We start from the raw sequence: 19,468 nt of genomic DNA on the forward strand, positions 1-19,468 counted from the left end.
CCAGTGCCAGTTCCACCGCCTGTGCCAGTTCCACCACCTGTACCTGTTCCACCGCCTGTGCCAGTTCCGCCGCCAGAACCGGTAGTGCCACCATTATTGCTGCCTGTATTAGCCGTATAAGTATCGACGACTGACTTCCAGCTTTGTTTCTCGGCAATGACTGAGGTCGTGAATAAACCCGCGGTATGCAAGTCTGTGATTAACTGCAGATTGACGCCTTGCGCAACCGAGCGCCCATCTTGCGACAGCGTAACAGCCTGATAGGTTTCATCGGCATAGGAGGCTTCTAAGGTATCGCTTTGATTGTGATAGCCAAAGCCACGTAGGGTGAAAGTGTCATCAAACTGATGTGCTAACCCCAGTTGGAAAGTATGCGCGTCATAGTCATCGGTACGTTCGAATTTCAACTTGCCGCTGCCAGTACCGTCACGGGCAGGTTTTCCCCATTCGCCGCTGCGCAGCGCCATATTGGCAATCAATTGGGTCTTGTCGGATAACCAGTAACTGCCTTGGGCATAAACGTTAGTGACTTCTTTATCCGAGTTAACGCGCAGCTCACCATCTTGGTATTGTGTCGGCTCAAAGTCATTGGGCATAGGGAAACCATCGGTTTGCTGCCGACTGACACTGACTAAACCTTGCCAATCGTCACCCGAACCTGCGGCGCTGATATCGCCATTAAATGTATTGTCTTTGCCGGCTTCGAGGCGCCCCGCCAGTGCTGGTGCCGTACTGCCCTGTTTAGTAATAATGTTGATCACGCCGCCCGCACCACTTGGACCGTAAAGCACAGATGTCGGGCCGACAGACACTTCTACCGAGGCAATTTGGCTTGTGGGAATGATACTCGGGTCGAACTGACCATCGTCAGCGCTGCTCATAGGCACACCATTGACCAACAAGGTCACATGGCGAGTTTTAAAACCACGAATATCGACCCTTGGTGTTCCGTCACCACCAACACGAATGTATACACCCGGCACATTCTTTAAGACTTGATCTAGGCTTTGCGCTCCGGTTGCGCGGATCTCTTCTTCACTAATGCTCCAATGGGTCGTCGCCATTTCACTGGCTTCTCCGCCGTCACCATGCACGACGATCACTTCATTGATATTGAGTCGCGGATCACGGGCGATTTCATCGGCTTGAACAGTAAAACTAAGACCAATAGCTAAGGCTAAAGATGACACTCTAAAGAGGGTATTCGTGGTAATCATATTATTGTTGTCACGTCGAAAATTTAAGATGTGCCCGCTATTGTGAACCGCGATGATTCTGTCTCAACCGGAAAACGTTTAAAAACCAACCCAGATCGACAAATTGAAACAAAGGGAAAGCGCATAGCGTAACCAAGAGACAAAATGTCCACCAAGGGTGACTTATCCGACAAAAAGACCCACTCAAGTCACATTTTTTAGCAGCGTAAAATGAGACTATGGCGAAAGTCACACGCTGGGGGCTTACATCTTGACACTCTAGACCTTGGCCTTTAATTTGAGCGAAAGATTCTTATTTACAGACTGAATCAACTAAAGGTAAATGACTTGAAAAAGAGTACATTAACCTGAGTCGAATTTATTAACGCTGACAGAGTGACCTTCAGCTTTCGCCTTTATCCCTTATCTTTACTTTGGAGTTCTATTTGCCCGTTCATGCCCTGTCTGAAGACCTTAAGTCTCTCATCGACAAACTCATTCAATTAAAGCAAGTTCCGCCGACGGAGCCGATAGTGCAGTTGTCGCTTAATACTGTCGCTATGCCTTTAATTTCATGGCTGGCATCGCAAACGCAATTTCCGCGTATTTACTGGCATGGGCGCGACAGAATCGAAGAAGTAGCGGCGATTGGGGCATGTAAAGACTTCAGATTTGAAACCGGCATTAACGATCAACAACTGGCCATGGCCTACCAAGAGCAGCGAGCCTTATCGACGAATCAAAATATTCGCTACTACGGCGGCGTTGCCTTCGATCGCACCATAGAATCTTGGCCAGAGTTCGGTAATAGTCGCTTTATCCTGCCGCGCATTGAATTTAGACGCAGCGGAAGCAAGTTTAGCCTGTTAGTGAATCTTAATTTTGCCGAGAATGATCACCATAGCGAAATCAACAAGGCCATCGCCGCTATCGAAGCTGTGATGCCCGCGAAACCACTCTCGCCGCCGAAGAAAATCGTTCCACTTGGCCGTAGTGACAAGCCTGATTTTGAACGCTGGAAGACATTAGTCGAGCAAGTGGTCGAGCCAAAGTTCAATCAAGACACCCCAAAAGTGGTGTTATCCCGCTTAACTCAGCTTGAAGTGAACGAACCTATCGATCCTTGGATGGTACTGGCGTGCTGGCAGGGACGTAATCCCAACAGCTTCCAATTTGGCTTTCAATTCAGCCCAGAACGCACTTTTATCTCTTGCTCACCGGAGCGTTTGTTCCGCCGCCGTCAGCAGGAATTATTCACCGAGGCGTTAGCAGGCACAACGGTACGCGGCTTAAGCCAAGAAGAAGATATTGCGCTGGCGAATGCCCTGTTAGAAGACAATAAGAATAGCGTAGAGAACCAACTCGTTCGTAGCCACATAGTGAATATGCTCACGCCGCTGAGCAATTATGTCGGCGCCGATGAATTAGCGACCATCTTTAAACTGAATCATATTCAACATTTGCACCGCGCGATTCGAGCCGAATTAAAGCCGGGCGTAAATGATTTCCAACTGTTGCAAGCACTGCATCCAACCCCTGCTGTGGGTGGCTTGCCGCGGCATTCGGCATTGAACTTTATTCGTCAGCGTGAAGGTTATACTCGTGGTTGGTACGCAGGTGCCTGCGGTTACTTCAATAAATATGAGAGTGAGTTTTCGGTGGCTATCCGCAGTGCGTTGATCGAACCGGGTCGGATTAACCTATTTGCGGGGGCGGGAATTATTGCGGGTTCTGAGCCCGAAGCTGAGTGGCAAGAGCTTGAAAATAAACTCGCGACTATCATGTCGATTCTGTTCGAAATGTAATAAGCCTAAGACCTATTTTTCACCATCAACCCTGCGTTTTTCAAGCGTTTCAAGGTAAAGCCTGTCCTGTTCACCCGAATCAATTAAACGTTTATGTGCAAGGTCAAAATGGTGTTTCAGCATCTGACCTTTTTCAGTATTCGCGAAGGCGAAATAGGTTTCGGCCTTGAGTACGCCTTGAATAATCACAAAATTTTGTGGCGCCTTCAGCTTAGGCACATACATAAGCAAATTAGATTTATAATCCAGCACTGCATCTATGCGCCCTGCATTTAAGCTATTGAGCATAGTCAGCATATCGCTACTTTCTTCGTAGTACATGGGCACGGGAGTCAACATATTGTATCGATAGGCCAACATGGCCTGAACCCTCTTATGGGATAGACTCTCAAGTCCTGTCCAAGTCGCCGCTAACTCGGCGGTCACCGCTACATCGATAGAATCCACTTCAACCGTATTCTCAGTTAACAGCGCCTTTTTAGTATCTCCCTTATAAACGCTGAGGGTGATATCGGTACGATTATGCTCAACCAGATAAAGGCTGCGGGCAAAGGGCATAAACTGCACTTTGAGTTGCCATTCTGGCTCGGGGAAAACCCGCTGAAGTAACTCGAAGTAATAGCCCGTTTCATCACGATTGGCAAAATCATCCCACGATGCCGTCGCTACATTGACAACAATCGGCTGGGCGGCGCAAATGGATACAGGTAACACGGCTAAAAGTAAGCAAAAAATAGCAAAGAATCGTCTCATGGCTATCCTCCTTCGACGTACACAAAGTGTAGAAGAGTTTTCATTCTATGCGTACATTTAAACAGCAGGCTTGCATCTTAAAACTCGAACACTATAATGGCGACCCGATTTCGCCTCGCTGCGATCGGTAATGTTCGGTGATATTGTCGTAAACATAATAAATTGAAAATTAGCGGGTTCCCTCACCCCGCCCTACACAACTAAAAAGGCCACATATGTTAATGTTAACCACAGCGCAGCTTCGCCGCGCCTTATTCCTATTAGTAGGATTCCACATACTGATTATTTGCGTCAGCAACTACTTAGTACAATTGCCATTTCAGCTATTTGGTTACCACACAACCTGGGGCGCATTTAGCTTTCCATTCGTGTACTTAGCCACAGATCTCACTGTCCGTATTTTTGGCCAACAAGCCGCACGTAGCATCATACTCAAAGCTATGGTTCCTGCTTTGATGATTTCCTACGTGATGGGAGTCGTGTTCCATCAGGGTAGCTTCCAAGGCGCTGACTCACTTGCAGAGTGGAATACCTTTGTGTTCCGAATCGCCTTCGCCAGCTTTGCTGCTTATTTGATTGGCCAGTTAATGGATATTAAGGTTTTTGCCCGTCTTCGAATGAGCCGCTCTTGGTGGGTCGCGCCTGCAGCATCGACCTTAGTGGGTAATTTGGTCGATACCTTAGTGTTTTTCAGCATCGCCTTTTACGCCTCTTCCGATAGCTTTATGGCGGCCAATTGGCCCGAAATCGCTACTGTCGATTACGGTTTTAAGCTGATCGTGAGCTTAGGTCTTTTCCTGCCTGCCTACGGAGTTCTGCTAAAAGTCTTACAAGACAAGATTTTGCGCACCAATCCGCAAGAATCAATTTCCTGATCAACTCAACTGGCCAGACCTGTTATAATTTGACCAGTTAATAGTTCAGCCCTGCTCCTGTTAACGTGCGAGTGGGGCTGATTTTTTATGAGAGCAAGCAATGTATTCTATCGAAATTAAAGCAGAGTTAGGTTTGACTCCCGAGTTAGCCACTCAGCTTATCGAACTTAGCAAACAAATCCCTGAACTCGATCGCCCCCTCACCAGCGAAGTGTTAAATCAGCGCTTACAGGGCAAGCAGTGTTTGATCTTAGTCGCGTATGTGGAAGGTGAATTGGCAGGGTTTAAACTGGGTTATGAGCAAGAAGAGGCCATCTTTTATAGCTGGTTAGGTGGTGTTGCCTCCGACTTTAGACGTTTAGGCTTAGCGCAGAGTCTACTTGAATATCAAGAAACTTGGGCACGCCGTCAAGGTTATAACCATATTCAGGTGAAAACGATGAACCGTTTCCCTGCGATGCTTAATTTGTTGATCAGTAATCAATATTTAATTACCGAGCTCAACGCCGATCCAAAAAGCTTAACCGACCATAAACTGCATCTACGTAAGTCGATCTAAACCGTTAATGGATGAGAGCGAAACGATATTTGTAAAGATGTGCACTTTTTGCAATAAATAGCTTGCAAACACGATTGAGAATGATTATCGTTAACGTGCGTTCCAAAACTCATCTTTAACAACGATGACTGGTAATCGACGTTGTTACGGAGCTCCTGAGTTTGCAAGCACGACATTGCTCACACACACTCTTTGTGGCCGGATTCATCATCCGGCTTTTTTTTGCCTAAAATTCGGTGATGCAAAGCCACATAAAGCAGAACTAACAACTGCAGCCATATTTTAATGACACGTAATCAATCGAATACAACAAACAGCCATATCTCACTCAGTAAAACTCATCGGTAAGCTAATCGGCAGACATGTCGCTGTAGTTGCCCGCAATATGTAAGCCCTCGTAGGGATTGTTTTGCTGATCTTCCTTCGCCTCATGGTACAAGCCTATGGTAAATAACGTGCCTTTACCTAAGGTTGAATTCACTTCTATCGTGCCACCAATCCGCTTAATAATGCCGTAACTGAGCGAAAGCCCTAAACCAGTGCCATCCTTACGCGTGGTGTAAAAGGGGTCGAAAATCCGCCCTAGCTGCTCTGGTGCAATTCCAGAACCTTCATCTTCCACTTCGATTTTGACGCCAATCGGCATATCTTGCTGCACCCAGTCATAGGTTCGCACCCAAATCCGTCCTTTACCGTCCATCGCATGCGCCGCGTTTACCACCAGATTAATCAAGACTTGTAGCAACTGCGGTCGATTAACCTGCACTGGACAACTGGCGTTTAACTCAGTGATCAATACCACTTCTTGTTTCTGAATCGAATGCCGCACTAACACCAACATTTCTTCAATAATGGGGGTAATCGGATGCATTTCTAACGGGGCGTTAAATTCACCCGGACGACTGTACTGCAACAGGCTGCGGATAATGGTGCTGATCCGTCCCACCTGTTGAATAACGAGATCAATTTCTTCTTTTACTACTTCCGCATTATCGCCAAGTTCGTAGCGCAGTAACTCCATGTTGCCGAGGATAACGGCGGTCGGATTATTGATTTCGTGGGCAATACCTGCGGTCAATTCACCGAGTGCGGTGAGCTTCTCGTTAGTGACGAGCTGTTGACGCGTTTCATTCAGTAACGCCACGTTACGTTGCAGTTCTAAGGTTTTGTCCTGCAAGCTGCGGGTACGCTCTTCGACCTTCATTTCAAGCTGCTCTGCCGCCGCTTGGATCTGGGCATTTCGGCGCTGCAGCAGATCGAGCATACTGTCGAACTGCTCGGCCAAGTTCGATAACTCGTTATCCCTATCTAACCCTAACGCGCCAATACGAATATTGCGCCCCGACTGCACCGCTTGAACCACGTGGTGGATACGCTCAATCGGCTGCAACAAGCTATAGGCGCCGCGATAAACCAGCAAGCCCGACACCAGCAGCACCAACATTAGAATCGTGCCCAGCTCTATGATATTTAATAAATAATTATGGATAAAAGGTGACTCAGAAAACCCCGTATAGATCATGCCAACACGCTGGCCGCGGATATCTTCCAAGGGAGCGTAAGCGGATATAAACCAATCGTTAAACACAAAAGCGCGGTCGACCCATTGCTCGCCTTGGGTTAACACTTTTTCTTTCACTTCCTCCGACACTAAACTGCCCAGCGCGCGACCTTGCGTCTCGTTGCCCGTGGGATAAAAGTGCAGCGGCACGTTAGTGGAGATACGGATGTTATCTAAGAAGATGGTTACAGTGCCGATGGAGCGCTCGGGCAAAGTGCCCTTGTCGTACACCAGATCACGAATGTGGTCGACAATCCGAATGTCACGATTAAACAGGATGCCGCCATCCAGATACCAAGCCACTTTACCTTGCATATCAGGCACAGGCAGTAGACTACGGCTCAATAAACCGCGTTCTTCAACGGTTTTCGTCGGGCTCTGCGCCCGCAAAGTCGCGACTATCGGGATGCTCGCTGTGACCGCTAATTCTGGGTCGATGCGTGATAAGCGTTCGGGCGGCAACACCATCAAGCCGGAATAAGGTAATAACCCGTTTATCTTTGGGAGGATCTGCCGTAAATCAGGGTCAGCGGCCGCTTCGGCGACAGTGACGAGACGCAGATAATCGAGGTTAAGTTGTTTTTTCTGTTCCAGGAGAAATGCGTCGAGACTGGCTCTGTGGATGACTTCACCAGTTAATTCTTTACCACTGAAAAGTGGCCTAAAATCATTTTGAAAGGTCCAAGACGTTACCACACGTTCGAGTTGCTTTTCTTGGCGTACTTGCACTTGCTGCAAGGTATTTTCGGCAACAGATAAGTCAGCTTTAACCTTCATAAACAGCTGCTTACCTGTGTAGCTGATATTCCAGTAAATAGTAATAAACACTAAACTCACCAGTGTCAGCAGAATAGGCAGTAATGTCAGGATTAATATGCGATAGCGCACCTTGGCCTGCATTTGCTGCCAACTGACACCAAAAAAGTGAGTAAAGAATGACACCCTATGACTCCTGATCGCCGCTGAAATCAAACCACTCTTTATACTTACGATCTAGGGTTTTACGCGAAACGCCTAAATCCCTCGCCGCGGCAGACTTATTGCCAGAATGTAAGTCCACAACGCTAGTCACATGATGTTTTTCGACTTCTTTTAATGGCCAATCCAATGGATAACCCGATGTCGATAAAGACTCACTCTTTAGCTGTTGTTTCCAATATTCCGCCGGCGGTTTGCCCAGCAAAATACAGCGCTCAATCATATTGCGCAGCTCACGAATATTGCCCGGCCACTCGTGTTGTTGCAACTTCACCATGTCCTCATGGCTCCACACGACTTCTCTAACCCCTAATTCGGCGGCGAGTTGACGGGTGAAGTGATGGGTTAACTCGACCACATCTTCGGGTCTGTCACGTAATGGCGGGATTAAAATATCGAGCACATTCAGTCGATAATATAAGTCACGGCGGAAATTCCCCGCATCTACTTCTTCAATCAAAGTGCGGTTGGTGGCCGCGATCACTCGCACATCGATGTTCACTTCTTTCTCGCTGCCCACTGGGCGAATCGCTTTTTGCTCTAATACTCTGAGCAATGCCGTTTGCATTTTCAGTGGCATTTCGCCAATTTCATCGAGGAAAATCGTCCCGCCCGAGGCAAAACTGAATAAACCTTCACGATTACCTTTCGCGCCCGTAAATGCACCTGCGGTATGACCAAACAGTTCACTTTCGAGCAATTCAGGAGCGATAGAGCCACAGTTGACTGGGACAAAAGGTCCCTGACGTCCACTGAGCAAATGCAATTGGCGTGCAACTAATTCCTTACCCGTGCCAGACTCACCTTGGATCAACACCACGGCATTGGTCGGCGCCACACGTTCGATAATGTGTTTCACCGACTTCATGGCCTCACTGCTGCCAATAATGGTCGATGAGTAACCGATTGAAACCTCACGGCGCAGCATCAAGTTTTCGCGTTTGAGCAGGCGGCGTTCAATACAACGATCGACCGCTGTCATCATCTGCTCAAGGTGGAAAGGTTTCATGATGAAGTCAGACGCACCCGCGCGTAGCGCGGTAATCGCCACTTCCATGTCGGCATAGCCGGTCATAAAAATAATGTCCGAACGACGGCCCTGCTCATCCAACGCTTCATGCCATTCGATACCTGAGCGGCCCGGCAGGCGAATATCGACGATCAGTAAATCGAAATGGCAACGACTACGGAGCTGCTCCGCATCTTCGATACTGCCCGCCGTTTCGACTAAGGCGAATTTCTTCGAGAGTGCTTTATTTAAAAAACTGCGCATTCCGGGTTCATCATCAACAATCAGTACCGATACTGCCGATGGAAGAGGCTTGAGGTTATTATCTATCAGGCTCATATTGTCTGCTTCTGGACATTTTGACTCATTTGCGACCAATTCTAGCACTGAAAATAGATGAATAGGTCACTATGAACCACAGGAAGTAGGTGCTGAGACAATTTGTCTGTAGAGTATTTGTTAAGCTTGGGATCAAGCTCACAAATTAGGTTAAGCTGTGAAGAAAATGACCGCATTCTCAGCTTGGCATCTAATTTGCTTTCAACCGAACGTATTACAATTTACGAGACCTTCCACTCAGTAGGCATTTGAGTTGGAATCCTATTTTTCGCCAAGGAGTACCCATGCTAAACATGAAATCTCATATTAAGTCACTACTGGGCCTGGTTGTTGCAGCCAGTATGTTCACCGTTTTACCCGCTCACTCGACTGAAGTTATCAAGTTAGCCACGACCACCAGCACTGAAAACTCAGGCCTATTAAAAGAACTGTTACCTAAGTTTGAAAGTGAATCTGGCTACAAGGTTCAAGTTATCGCCACTGGTACAGGCAAAGCCCTGAAACTGGGTGAGCAAGGTGACGTGGATTTAGTTATGACTCATGCGCCAAGTGCCGAAGCTAAATTCGTCGCCGACGGTTTTGGTGTTGAACCCCGTGGCATCATGGAAAATGATTTCGTGGTACTGGGCCCTAAAAATGACCCAGCAAAAATCCGTGACAGCAAAAATGCCGAAGAAGCTTTCGCGAAAATTGCCAAATCAGGCGTACCTTTTATCTCCCGTGGTGACAATTCAGGCACTCACATCAAAGAGTTAGAAGTATGGAAAGCGGCAAGTGTGACACCCGACTTCAAAGGTTACACTTCAGTAGGTCAAGGCATGGGCAAAACCCTGCTAATGGCAAATGAAATGCAAGGTTACACTCTGTCTGACCGTGGTACTTTTGTAGCTTACAAAACTAAGCTAGATCTTGGTGTTGATTTCGATGGCGGCAAAACCTTAGCCAACCCATACCAAGTTATCCTGATCAACTCTGCTAAGTACCCAGATCTAAACCACAAAGGCGCTAAAGCGTTCAGTGACTGGTTGATCAGCAAAGAAGGTCAAAGCATGATCAATAACTTCAAAGTTGATGGCGAGCAATTGTTCAAGGCAACTTATAGCGAATGAGCGACGGCTGGCTAGCACTATTACAGCAGGCGTTAAGCCTGCTGTTTTCTTTAGACCCCGACGTTTGGTCCATCATTTCGATCTCGTTTTCGGTTTCTTTCGCGGCGCTGCTCATCACGCTGGTGCCTTCTATGGTACTCGGCTTTGTGCTGGCGTTTGCGCCATTTCGCGGCAAATGGATAGTCACTAACTTAGTTCAAACTCTGCAATCTATCCCCACTGTGGTTATCGGTCTGCTGGTCTATTTACTGCTCACCCGCAATGGTCCACTGGGCGATCTAAAATGGTTATTCACCCAAGAAGGTATGATCCTCGGGCAAATGTTGATCTGCGCGCCGGTACTGATTGCGATGAGCCAAGCCGCCTTTACTAGCGTTGACCGCAGAGCATGGGAAACCTCACGCACTTTAGGTGCCTCTTGGTGCCGCGCAGTGTGGACAGTCTGCCGCGAGCTACGTATGCCCTTACTGCTGGCGATTGTCGCGGCGTTTAGTCGTATTTTGACCGAAGTGGGTTGCTCTATGATGGTCGGCGGCAATATTTTAAACGTAACCCGTAACATACCCACAGCTATCGCACTCGAAACCAGCAAAGGCGACTTCGCCCAAGCTATCGCCCTCGGGCTAGTGCTGCTAATCTTGGCCTTGATCCTCAACTTTGCCCTCGGTGGTTTACGCGGCAAAGCCATGCCAAGGAGCCATTAAGCAATGACTAAGGTCAAACTGATCGCCCGTGACTTAGAAATGTCCTTCGGCGCGCGCCTGTTATTCAAAGCGGACGCATTAGCGCTCTGCCAAGGGGATGTGATTTATCTGCAAGGCGACAACGGCACAGGTAAATCGACCTTGATGAAAATTCTTGCGGGCTTGATGGCGCCAACGAAAGGCAAAATTGAGACTGTGGGTTTTGCCCAAAATGCTTGGTGGCGACGCAATCCATTATTAGGTAAAGCCGTTTATTTGCACCAACATCCTTATTTGTTCGACGGCACAGTGGAATATAATCTCACCTATGGGCTGAATTTCAGTTCAGAAACAAAAGCCAAGGCGAAACAACGTATTACCCAAGCGATTGAGATGGCGCAGCTAGGGTCGCTGCTACACGCCAGAGCCAGTAATCTCTCTGGCGGCGAAAGACAACGGCTCGCCATTGCGCGCGCTTGGATCCTACAACCTAAACTGTTAATGCTTGACGAACCGACCTCCAATATGGACAAGGATTCCCAAGAGCTAGTATTAAAAATGATCCAACAACTCAAACACGAAGGCACAGGTATGTTGTTGAGTAGTCATCAGAATTGCGCGTTAACCTCCATCTGCGAACAGCAGTGGCATATAGAAGGCGAACGAGTGACGACCTCTTATCAACACCCAGAATCTTTGCCAGCACAGGAGTCTTTATATGTCATCGCAAATTGATGCCGTTATTCTCGCCGGTGGCATGGCGCGTCGCATGGGCGGCGACGATAAAGGTCTCGTCGAATTAAACGGCGAAGCCATGATTAAGCACACAATAGACAGAATAAAACCTCAGGTTAAGGAGATCCTGATCAACGCAAATCGCAACCAAACACGTTATGCTGAGTTCGGTTTTAAAGTGATAAGCGATGAACATACTGGTTTCCTCGGCCCTTTGGCGGGAATGATCACCGCAATGGGGCAAACGGATGCAGACTACTTATTGGTGGTGCCCTGCGACTGCCCACTGCTGCCAACCGACCTTGTGCCGCGTATGCTGGCAGCTATTAAGGCTGAAGATGCAGAGATCGCCGTCGCCAGTGACGGTGAATATGAGCAACCCGTCGTCTTACTGTTAAAGCCCAGCTTACGTGACTCGATGAAAGCGTTTCTTGAGGCGGGTGAGCGTAAAGTGGACTTTTGGTATGCCAAGCACCACTTTGTTGTGGAGTCTTTCGCCGACCAGCCCAATGCCTTTGTAAATGTGAATACGCCAGAACAAAAACAACGACTGGCCATGGAAATTACCAAATAGCTAAGGCTCCAATAACCCAAATTAGAGGTGCAAATGAGTAACCCCTTCGTCAATCCGCTCGCTATTCCCGTTCTCGGATTTTGTGCCTACAGTGGCACGGGGAAAACCACCTTACTCAAGCAATTGATCCCCGAACTAAATCAACGTGGTCTGCGCTTAGCCGTGATCAAACATGCGCACCATAATTTCGACGTGGATATTCCCGGCAAAGACAGTTACGAAATGCGTAAAGCCGGTGCGCGGCAAATGCTGGTCGCCTCCCACGTGCGCTGGGCGCTGATGACAGAAGATGCACGCGATGGCGATCCTGAGTTAGTCCATTTGCTCAAGCAAATCGAAGCCGACAAAATCGATATCGTCCTTGTCGAAGGCTTTAAAAAACTCGCCTTACCTAAAATTGAATTGCACCGCGCCGCCCACGGCAAACCTTTTATCTACACCCAAGATGAAAATATCCTCGCCATCGCCTGTTGCGGTGACACTCAGTTGCCAAGCGATGCACTTCCAAGTGAGCTGCGCCGACTCGATCTCAACAATGTCAGCCAAATTGCCGACTTTGTCATTGAGTATGCCCAAAACTGGGAAGCGCCACTCCAATACCCGATTTCAGCCGTGGATGCCTGCGCCATAGGCGACAACAAAAACCTCAGCGTCAGCCAAGGTTTAGCGCAGATTTTATCCCATGTTTCACCCGTGGCAGAAGTCGAAGAGATTGACTTAGACGCCTTAGATAACCGCGTACTGGCCAGCGACAGTATTTCTCCCGTCAACGTGCCGCAACAAACCAATTCGGCGATGGATGGCTACGCCTTTGTCTATCAAGACCCCATGCCTGCCACCTTAAAACGGGTGGGAGAGGTCCTTGCTGGTCATCAATATTCGGGCACGCTTAACGTCGGCGAAACCGTGCGAATCATGACCGGCGCGACTGTACCCGTGGGTGCCGATACAGTGCAGCCCCGTGAACTAGCCAAAGAAATCGACGGCAATGTTAGCTTCGACGGTCGTATTCTGGCGGGGCAACACGTTCGCCTCGCGGGGGAAGATATCGCCCAAGGCCAAGTTGCCCTCGCAAAAGCCACTCGCCTTAGCGCCGCCGAACAAGGTTTACTGGCCTCACTCGGGCTCAATCACGTGAGTGTATATCGCCGCCCAACTGTTGCAGTATTCTCTACCGGCGATGAAGTGAGCCAGCCCGGCGAAGTGCTCAAAGCTAACTGCATTTATGACTCAAACCGCTTTACCATCAAAGCGATGGCAAAACGTCTTGGTTGTGATGTTATCGATTTAGGCATTATCGAAGATTCTGAAACCGCACTCGAAGCGACGCTCGCTAAAGCCGCTACCCTTGCCGATGTCGTCATTAGCTCTGGCGGCGTGTCAGTCGGTGATGCGGATTACATTAAAACCGTACTGGCCCGCTTAGGCAAAATCGATTTTTGGCGGATTAGCATGCGTCCGGGTCGGCCCCTCGCCTTCGGCAAAATCGGTGATAGCTTATTCTTCGGATTACCGGGCAACCCTGTAGCGGTAATGGTCACTTTCCTGCAATTTGTGCAGCCCGCTTTACGTAAATTAGCGGGTGAAGTGAACTGGCAAGCGCAGCTATTCCCCGCAATAAGTGATGAAACACTGCGAAGCCGCCAAGGCCGTACCGAATTTATTCGCGGGATTTATCAACTTGGCAAAGATGGACGCCTGCACGTGAGCAGCACGGGTAACCAAGGTTCCGGAATGTTAAGTTCAATGGTCAAAGGGAATTGTCTCATCATCATAGGCGATGATGCAGAAGCCGTGAATGCAGGTGAAACTGTGTTTATTCAACCCTTTGCGGATCTGCTTTAAGATCCAGTGAGTTTTTATGAGTCTAATGGTGGATTCCTTTGGCCGTAAGGTCGAATATTTACGGCTCTCGGTCACCGACCGCTGCGACTTTCGCTGTGTCTATTGCATGACGGAAGATCCCTGTTTTCTGCCAAAGGACCACGTACTCCACCTCGAAGAGTTAGCTTGGATTGCCCAAGCTTTTACCGAGCTTGGTGTGACTAAAATTCGCCTGACTGGCGGCGAGCCCTTAGTTCGCACCGATTGCGATCAGCTAGTGAGTCTACTTGGCAAACTGCCAGGGCTAACAGATTTGTCCATGACCACCAATGGTTCAAGGCTGACAAAATTCGCTAAGCCCATGTTTGCAGCAGGATTAAAGCGCCTCAATATCAGCCTAGATACTTTAAACCCCACATTGTTTACCCAGGTAACACGTAACGGCAAATTAGACAGAGTCATCGACGGTATCGATACCGCCATTGCGGCGGGCTTTGAACGTATCAAGATTAATGCAGTGATTTTAAAGCAGCAGAATGATAATGAAGTCATTGATTTAGTTGATTTCTGCCGTGGTCGCCGTTTAGACATCGCCTTTATCGAAGAAATGCCACTTGGCGAAATAGATGAGCGTAAACGTGCCCGTCATTGCAGCAGCGATGAAGTCAAAGCCATCATAGAAAGTCGCTATCCGCTGCAGCTATCTAACAAACGTACTGGCGGCCCAGCGCGGTATTACACTATGGCCGACAGCCCAATCCATATCGGCTTTATCTCACCCCACAGCCACAACTTCTGCCACGAATGCAATCGAGTACGCGTCACAGTCGAAGGCCAATTATTGCTGTGTTTGGGCAATGAGCATGCTGTTGATCTCAAAAGCATAGTCAGGGAATTTCCCGCAGATATTGAGAGACTTAAAGCCGCTATTCTCGCGGGCATTAACCTCAAGCCTAAGCAACACGACTTTGGCAATAATCAGGTACAAATTCTACGTTTTATGAACGCCACTGGCGGTTAAGCATCACCCCTCAATCGCTTAAGGGCTAGCATCTCAATTTTGCCGTGATAAACTCGAAGCATCACCCCATACTTAGCGTCACACATTTCTATGGCCTTAACTCGTAAGCAATGGAATAACGTCATTATTGTCGCCTGTGTCTTTATGGTCGCCGTGCTGACTTTTATGGATAACAAGACCAATAATGTTCCGAGTGATGCTCAGCTGCTATTTGACGATAATGCGCCGCTTTCACAGCTGCAACTCAATGGGATGTGGCTGCACAAGCAAGCATCACAATGGGAGTGCGACACTAAAGTTCTCAACTGTGATGAATGGGCTAAAGCGTGGCAAACCATACGGGTGTCTCCCTTAACGGCTGCACCAGAAACCACAGATAATCCACAAGAATTAGTCATCCAGATTGCAGATATCCGCGATGCTCAGCTGTGGATCTATTTCCCTAATGAAGGCGCCTTAAAGTCTCCCGCAGGCAATTGGTATTTAGTGCCTCCGAGTTTACGAGCTAAACTGCAACCGATCCTCGATGCGAAACCCGCAGCTTAATGCCGCCCCATTTTACTTAAGATAAGAAAGAATCCATGCCGGAATTACCAGAAGTTGAAGTCACCCGTCAGGGTATTGCACCCTTCCTTGTCGAGCAAACCGTGGTTGATCTTGTGATCCGCAATGGTTCGCTGCGCTGGCCAGTACCTGACATCGCCAAACAAATTATCGGCCAAGTCATACGCCAAGTGCGTCGCCGTGCTAAGTACCTGTTAATCGACACTGATGCGGGCACTAGCATAGTGCATTTAGGCATGTCGGGGAGTTTACGGATTTTGCCCCACGATACCCCAGTGGAAAAACATGACCATATAGACTTAGTGCTCGCCAACGGCCGCATTTTACGTTTTAACGATCCAAGACGATTCGGTGCTTGGCTATGGTGTGAACTCCCAGAAGAAGCTCATCCATTACTCGCCAAACTGGGGCCAGAGCCACTGACCCATGCTTTTAATGTCGCACAATTAGCGGCAGCACTAGCAGGCAAGAGAAAGGCCATCAAACTCTGCCTGATGGATAATCATATCGTGGTGGGAGTGGGTAATATTTACGCCAATGAAGCCCTGTTTGCGGCGGGCATTCACCCAGAAGCCGAAGCAGGTAAAATCGATATCGAGCGCTTGACCGTTTTAGTTGCCGAAGTGAAGCAAATCTTAGCCCACGCCATTAAGCAAGGCGGCACTACGTTGAAAGACTTCACCAATGCCGATGGCAAGCCGGGCTACTTCGCCCAAAAGCTGCATGTCTATGGTCGCGGCGGTGAAACCTGCACCAGCTGCGGTAACTTATTGAGTGAAATCCGTTTAGGCCAGCGCACCACAGTATTCTGTGGCATTTGCCAGACACGCTAAGCATTGCGTTATATTAGAAGCAAAAATGCCAAGCATTGGCTTGGCATTTTTGTCGTTATCAGATGTGAGCTACGATTAGAAGCGATACTCAAAACTGCTAAAGAGCGTGGCATTAGTATCATTTTCTTGAACATCAAATTCCGATCTCGATACCGTTCCACCTAAGCTCCACATGCCTTTCCATACAGGCATACGGTAAGAAAGCTCAAGCATCAACAAATCTTCCTTCGGTGGTTGTGGCGCCCAAGTGCTCGCCACATTAGTGCCATCTTTATTCAACTTCGCATAACGCAATAAAGAGGTAAAACCTCGGCTGTTACTAAACTGGCCGACTAATCCCACCACAAACGTTTGAGCATCGCTATCATAGGTTGAGCCTAAAGCACGGCCATAATAACGAGAACCACTTAGATAGACAGGATCTTCATAGAAGCAATTGGCACTATCACCATCGCATTTTACATAGGTGTCTGAATATTCCATAAACAGCTTAAACTGCTTACCCGATGTGCCAAAATGGGTGTCAATTCCCCAAAGTGAGCCGCAGTCGCTGCCATTCTCACAACTATGTTCGAGATACAATCCCACAGGAATATCCTGCAAAGAACTGCTATAACGCATATCGATACTTTGGGTTCTATGACCTGCATCGCGGCGATCTTCTTGCGCGCAATCACTTGTACCATCGAGGCAAACTGAGTTGCTGGCAACCGAATCCCACCAAGAGTTGAAGTTACAATCTTGGCCCTCTCCGCAAAACAATGTAGACCACGACAGACCCACTTCTAGCTGCTTAATCGGTCTTGCACTTAAGCGCATATCCCACTCAGCCGTTTTAGGCACTGCACGATCAACTTCCGTTAAGCTAAATCCGGTTTTAAATGTCCAAGGACCAATCCAAGATAACCAAGGCGTTTCAAAGGCTGCGGCATTATTGCGGCTCAGCGTTAGCGACTGCATAGGGCGAGCGTTATTAGAACGGTGCAATGTAGAGTCAAATCCAGGCCCCCACCACTGTTCAACCGAACCTAAGGTCGCAATCCAATTACCGAAAATGATGGCAAAATATGACTCATCGAGGCGAAAGTTTTTATTATCTTGCGGATCATAGGTTTCTGCCACCGTCGCCTTATAGGCAACACGCGATCCTAAATACTCGTAGGAGCCCAGCACTTCACCTTTCTCGCGATAATTGGAGCCATAGTGTTGAAAACGAGCAGGATCGGTCGCGCCCGAGACTTTAACCCTCGCATTGCCGCGATTATCGACAGCATTTTGATAGTAAAAGTTAACCCGAGCAAAGGCTTGCACTAAACTAGGAGAAAGCAATTCAGGCTCTACTTTTGCTAAATCGCCGCCAATTCCTGACCACATCAAGGGATAAGTATTCACAGGAACAGTGATCACACCCGCATCGGCCAACGCTTGAATATCCGCTCTAAGATAAATATCAGAGGCATCGACCCAAGGTGCAGCGGCAAGTATTGAAGAAAAAAATAGGCCAGAGGCAATGCTAGTAGCAAGGATCGTGGGGGTTAAAAAAGCCTTCATAACATCCTTTTAAGTATCATCGCGAGGCCACAATGCCTCAAAGTTAACACAAAACGCCTACGTAAAAACCATCAGGTACGCGGGTAAAATCTAAGGTTTAGCCAGCTTAAGCTTTGCTGCTAATGCTGTCGCCACTTCTGAGTGAACAAATTGGCTCACATCGCCACCATGCAAGGCGACTTCCTTTACTAAGGTTGAGGAGATAAAGGAATTTTCCTCGGCAGGCGTTAAAAACACGCTTTCCAGATCTGGGCTCAATCGACGATTCATATTTGCTAGCTGGAATTCATATTCAAAGTCAGATACCGCACGTAAGCCACGCACTAGCACACTGGCCTTTTGCTCCTTGGCAAAATCCACCAGTAAACCCGAAAATCCAACCACTTCAACATTATCCAAATGAGCGGTGACACGATTTACCAGTTCAACCCGCTCTTCTAAGGTGAATCTTGGCTGCTTGGAAGGATTGGCTGCAATACCAATAATCACATGCTTAAACAGCTTAGCCGCTCGCTCAATCAAATCGGCATGACCATTGGTGATAGGATCGAAGGTCCCTGGGTAAATTGCTCTTGTGTGCATAGTAAAAGTACATCCCACCGCTATCATATATTCATTAAAGGCACCCAAGAAGATACCCTAAAACACGCTGCTAACTTAATTTACGCTTAAATGCCATCCACTTCCGCCGAAAACGATTTAACGATCGCATCCACTTCTGCGGATGAAATGAAACTAACTTACCGCCACGCTGAACACAAGTTATAGACAATAGTATCTCATTGAGAATGGCGATCACCTTAAGCTTTATCAGCTCTGGATTTTTACAACTCGCGTTATACCAGCCTTTACCTTGTTTGGTAGGAAACATATAAGTCGACAAATGGTTTTGTATTTCAGCACAGCTACGGGCAAACTCAATCTTGCCATGATTGACTAGAATCGACGCTTTAAAATCATCATCGCAACCAATCTTATCGAACGGTAGTAATAGCCCGATATCCTTCATATGTACTGCCAATAAATAAGACGCAATCCAAGCATCACCCGTCACCTGGTTTAACTGAATGGTCTGTTTAAAATGCTTTATATCGCCCACTACCTCACCAAAGCTAGCGCAATTAATAGCCTGACTAATAAATTTCACATTAAGGGATGAAAACGGCCAATGGTGGCAAAAAGTATCATTAGCAAAAATCAGTACATCATCATCTGCTATATTAATCTGCTGTCGAACATGGGCAAGCCCTTCGTCCCAAGCAGAAAACTCCCAACCTTTATTACTGCCTTCAAGCTCAAAATCAATAAAGTGATCATATTGAGTGGTTTGCGTACGCGCCTCAACCGTATTGTATACAACGCAGATTTTAACTTTGTCGGAAATTTTTGACAGAATATCGGCACTGTACTTAAGTGCGTTTTCCTTGTAATGCGAATAATAACTCACAAGAATTACTATCGCTTGGCGTTTTCGATCATACATTTACAGTAAACCTCGA

The 19,468-nt window shown here is 47.7% G+C and carries 18 protein-coding genes; 11 read left to right on the forward strand and 7 right to left on the reverse strand.

Features of this window, described 5'->3' with window-relative positions; translation table 11 throughout:
* Positions 1 to 1,217: TonB-dependent receptor plug domain-containing protein (locus Q4Q52_RS19200; RefSeq protein ID WP_311991376.1), on the reverse strand; the 1,217-nt coding region annotated here is incomplete at its 3' end.
* Between the two features lie 425 nt (positions 1,218 to 1,642).
* Here Q4Q52_RS19200 and Q4Q52_RS19205 point away from each other — a divergent pair.
* Positions 1,643 to 3,001 carry an isochorismate synthase MenF gene (locus tag Q4Q52_RS19205; protein ID WP_259577623.1) on the forward strand — a complete coding sequence of 453 codons (1,359 nt, stop codon included), beginning with the start codon at positions 1,643 to 1,645 and terminating at the stop codon, positions 2,999 to 3,001.
* Positions 3,002 to 3,013: 12 nt separating this feature from the next.
* Here Q4Q52_RS19205 and Q4Q52_RS19210 read toward each other — a convergent pair whose 3' ends face one another.
* The gene (locus Q4Q52_RS19210; RefSeq protein WP_006079406.1) at positions 3,014 to 3,754 is read right to left on the reverse strand and encodes an ABC transporter substrate-binding protein; all 741 of its coding nucleotides are present in this window, start codon (positions 3,752 to 3,754) and stop codon (positions 3,014 to 3,016) included.
* 215 nt (positions 3,755 to 3,969) lie between these two features.
* On the opposite strand from Q4Q52_RS19210, the gene Q4Q52_RS19215 reads away from it, so the two are divergent.
* The gene (locus Q4Q52_RS19215) at positions 3,970 to 4,629 is read left to right on the forward strand and encodes a 7-cyano-7-deazaguanine/7-aminomethyl-7-deazaguanine transporter (protein WP_006079405.1); all 660 of its coding nucleotides are present in this window, start codon (positions 3,970 to 3,972) and stop codon (positions 4,627 to 4,629) included.
* Between the two features lie 100 nt (positions 4,630 to 4,729).
* A complete protein-coding gene (locus Q4Q52_RS19220) occupies positions 4,730 to 5,188 on the forward strand; it encodes a GNAT family N-acetyltransferase (RefSeq protein WP_259510916.1) in 459 nt (152 codons plus the stop codon).
* A 349-nt stretch (positions 5,189 to 5,537) separates the two neighbouring features.
* On the opposite strand, the gene Q4Q52_RS19225 is transcribed toward Q4Q52_RS19220, so the two are convergent.
* On the reverse strand, positions 5,538 to 7,691 hold the full coding sequence (locus Q4Q52_RS19225) for a cache domain-containing protein (RefSeq protein ID WP_311991377.1): 2,154 nt from the start codon (positions 7,689 to 7,691) through the stop codon (positions 5,538 to 5,540).
* Position 7,692: 1 nt separating this feature from the next.
* Positions 7,693 to 9,075 (reverse strand): sigma-54 dependent transcriptional regulator, encoded by a 1,383-nt coding sequence (locus tag Q4Q52_RS19230; protein ID WP_311991378.1) that lies wholly within the window; start codon positions 9,073 to 9,075, stop codon positions 7,693 to 7,695.
* A 284-nt stretch (positions 9,076 to 9,359) separates the two neighbouring features.
* On the opposite strand from Q4Q52_RS19230, the gene Q4Q52_RS19235 reads away from it, so the two are divergent.
* The 8 genes from Q4Q52_RS19235 to mutM all read left to right on the forward strand — a co-directional run bounded on the left by Q4Q52_RS19235 (position 9,360) and on the right by mutM (position 16,418).
* On the forward strand, positions 9,360 to 10,184 hold the full coding sequence (locus Q4Q52_RS19235) for a substrate-binding domain-containing protein (RefSeq protein WP_006079399.1): 825 nt from the start codon (positions 9,360 to 9,362) through the stop codon (positions 10,182 to 10,184).
* Positions 10,181 to 10,888 (forward strand): ABC transporter permease, encoded by a 708-nt coding sequence (locus Q4Q52_RS19240; protein WP_006079398.1) that lies wholly within the window; start codon positions 10,181 to 10,183, stop codon positions 10,886 to 10,888. Before Q4Q52_RS19235 ends, Q4Q52_RS19240 begins: the two co-directional genes overlap by 4 nt.
* 3 nt (positions 10,889 to 10,891) lie before the next feature.
* Entirely contained in the window at positions 10,892 to 11,602 is a 711-nt protein-coding gene (locus Q4Q52_RS19245; protein WP_115335872.1) for an ATP-binding cassette domain-containing protein, read from the forward strand.
* Entirely contained in the window at positions 11,586 to 12,176 is a 591-nt protein-coding gene (gene mobA / locus Q4Q52_RS19250) for a molybdenum cofactor guanylyltransferase MobA (RefSeq protein ID WP_071940244.1), read from the forward strand. The genes Q4Q52_RS19245 and mobA overlap by 17 nt, the downstream gene beginning before the upstream one ends.
* Positions 12,177 to 12,209: 33 nt before the next feature.
* Positions 12,210 to 14,021, forward strand: coding sequence for a bifunctional molybdopterin-guanine dinucleotide biosynthesis adaptor protein MobB/molybdopterin molybdotransferase MoeA (locus Q4Q52_RS19255; RefSeq protein ID WP_311991379.1), 1,812 nt, complete (start codon positions 12,210 to 12,212; stop codon positions 14,019 to 14,021).
* 16 nt (positions 14,022 to 14,037) lie between these two features.
* Complete coding sequence (gene moaA, locus Q4Q52_RS19260) at positions 14,038 to 15,021, forward strand: GTP 3',8-cyclase MoaA (RefSeq protein WP_311991380.1); 984 nt, start codon at positions 14,038 to 14,040, stop codon at positions 15,019 to 15,021.
* A gap of 90 nt (positions 15,022 to 15,111) precedes the next feature.
* Entirely contained in the window at positions 15,112 to 15,567 is a 456-nt protein-coding gene (locus Q4Q52_RS19265) for a hypothetical protein (protein ID WP_311991381.1), read from the forward strand.
* 35 nt (positions 15,568 to 15,602) lie between these two features.
* Positions 15,603 to 16,418 carry a bifunctional DNA-formamidopyrimidine glycosylase/DNA-(apurinic or apyrimidinic site) lyase gene (mutM, locus tag Q4Q52_RS19270; protein ID WP_259214350.1) on the forward strand — a complete coding sequence of 272 codons (816 nt, stop codon included), beginning with the start codon at positions 15,603 to 15,605 and terminating at the stop codon, positions 16,416 to 16,418.
* Between the two features lie 75 nt (positions 16,419 to 16,493).
* Here the strand turns inward: mutM and Q4Q52_RS19275 are convergent, their stop codons facing one another.
* The 3 genes from Q4Q52_RS19275 to Q4Q52_RS19285 all read right to left on the reverse strand — a co-directional run bounded on the left by Q4Q52_RS19275 (position 16,494) and on the right by Q4Q52_RS19285 (position 19,452).
* Complete coding sequence (locus Q4Q52_RS19275; RefSeq protein ID WP_311898293.1) at positions 16,494 to 17,969, reverse strand: capsule assembly Wzi family protein; 1,476 nt, start codon at positions 17,967 to 17,969, stop codon at positions 16,494 to 16,496.
* A 90-nt stretch (positions 17,970 to 18,059) separates the two neighbouring features.
* Positions 18,060 to 18,551 (reverse strand): pantetheine-phosphate adenylyltransferase, encoded by a 492-nt coding sequence (gene coaD / locus Q4Q52_RS19280; protein ID WP_006084735.1) that lies wholly within the window; start codon positions 18,549 to 18,551, stop codon positions 18,060 to 18,062.
* A gap of 70 nt (positions 18,552 to 18,621) precedes the next feature.
* Complete coding sequence (locus Q4Q52_RS19285) at positions 18,622 to 19,452, reverse strand: hypothetical protein (protein ID WP_311898292.1); 831 nt, start codon at positions 19,450 to 19,452, stop codon at positions 18,622 to 18,624.
* Positions 19,453 to 19,468 lie beyond the last annotated feature (16 nt).

The organism is Shewanella sp. SP1S2-4, assembly GCF_031932075.1.
GTDB classification, from domain to species: Bacteria; Pseudomonadota; Gammaproteobacteria; order Enterobacterales; family Shewanellaceae; genus Shewanella; species Shewanella baltica.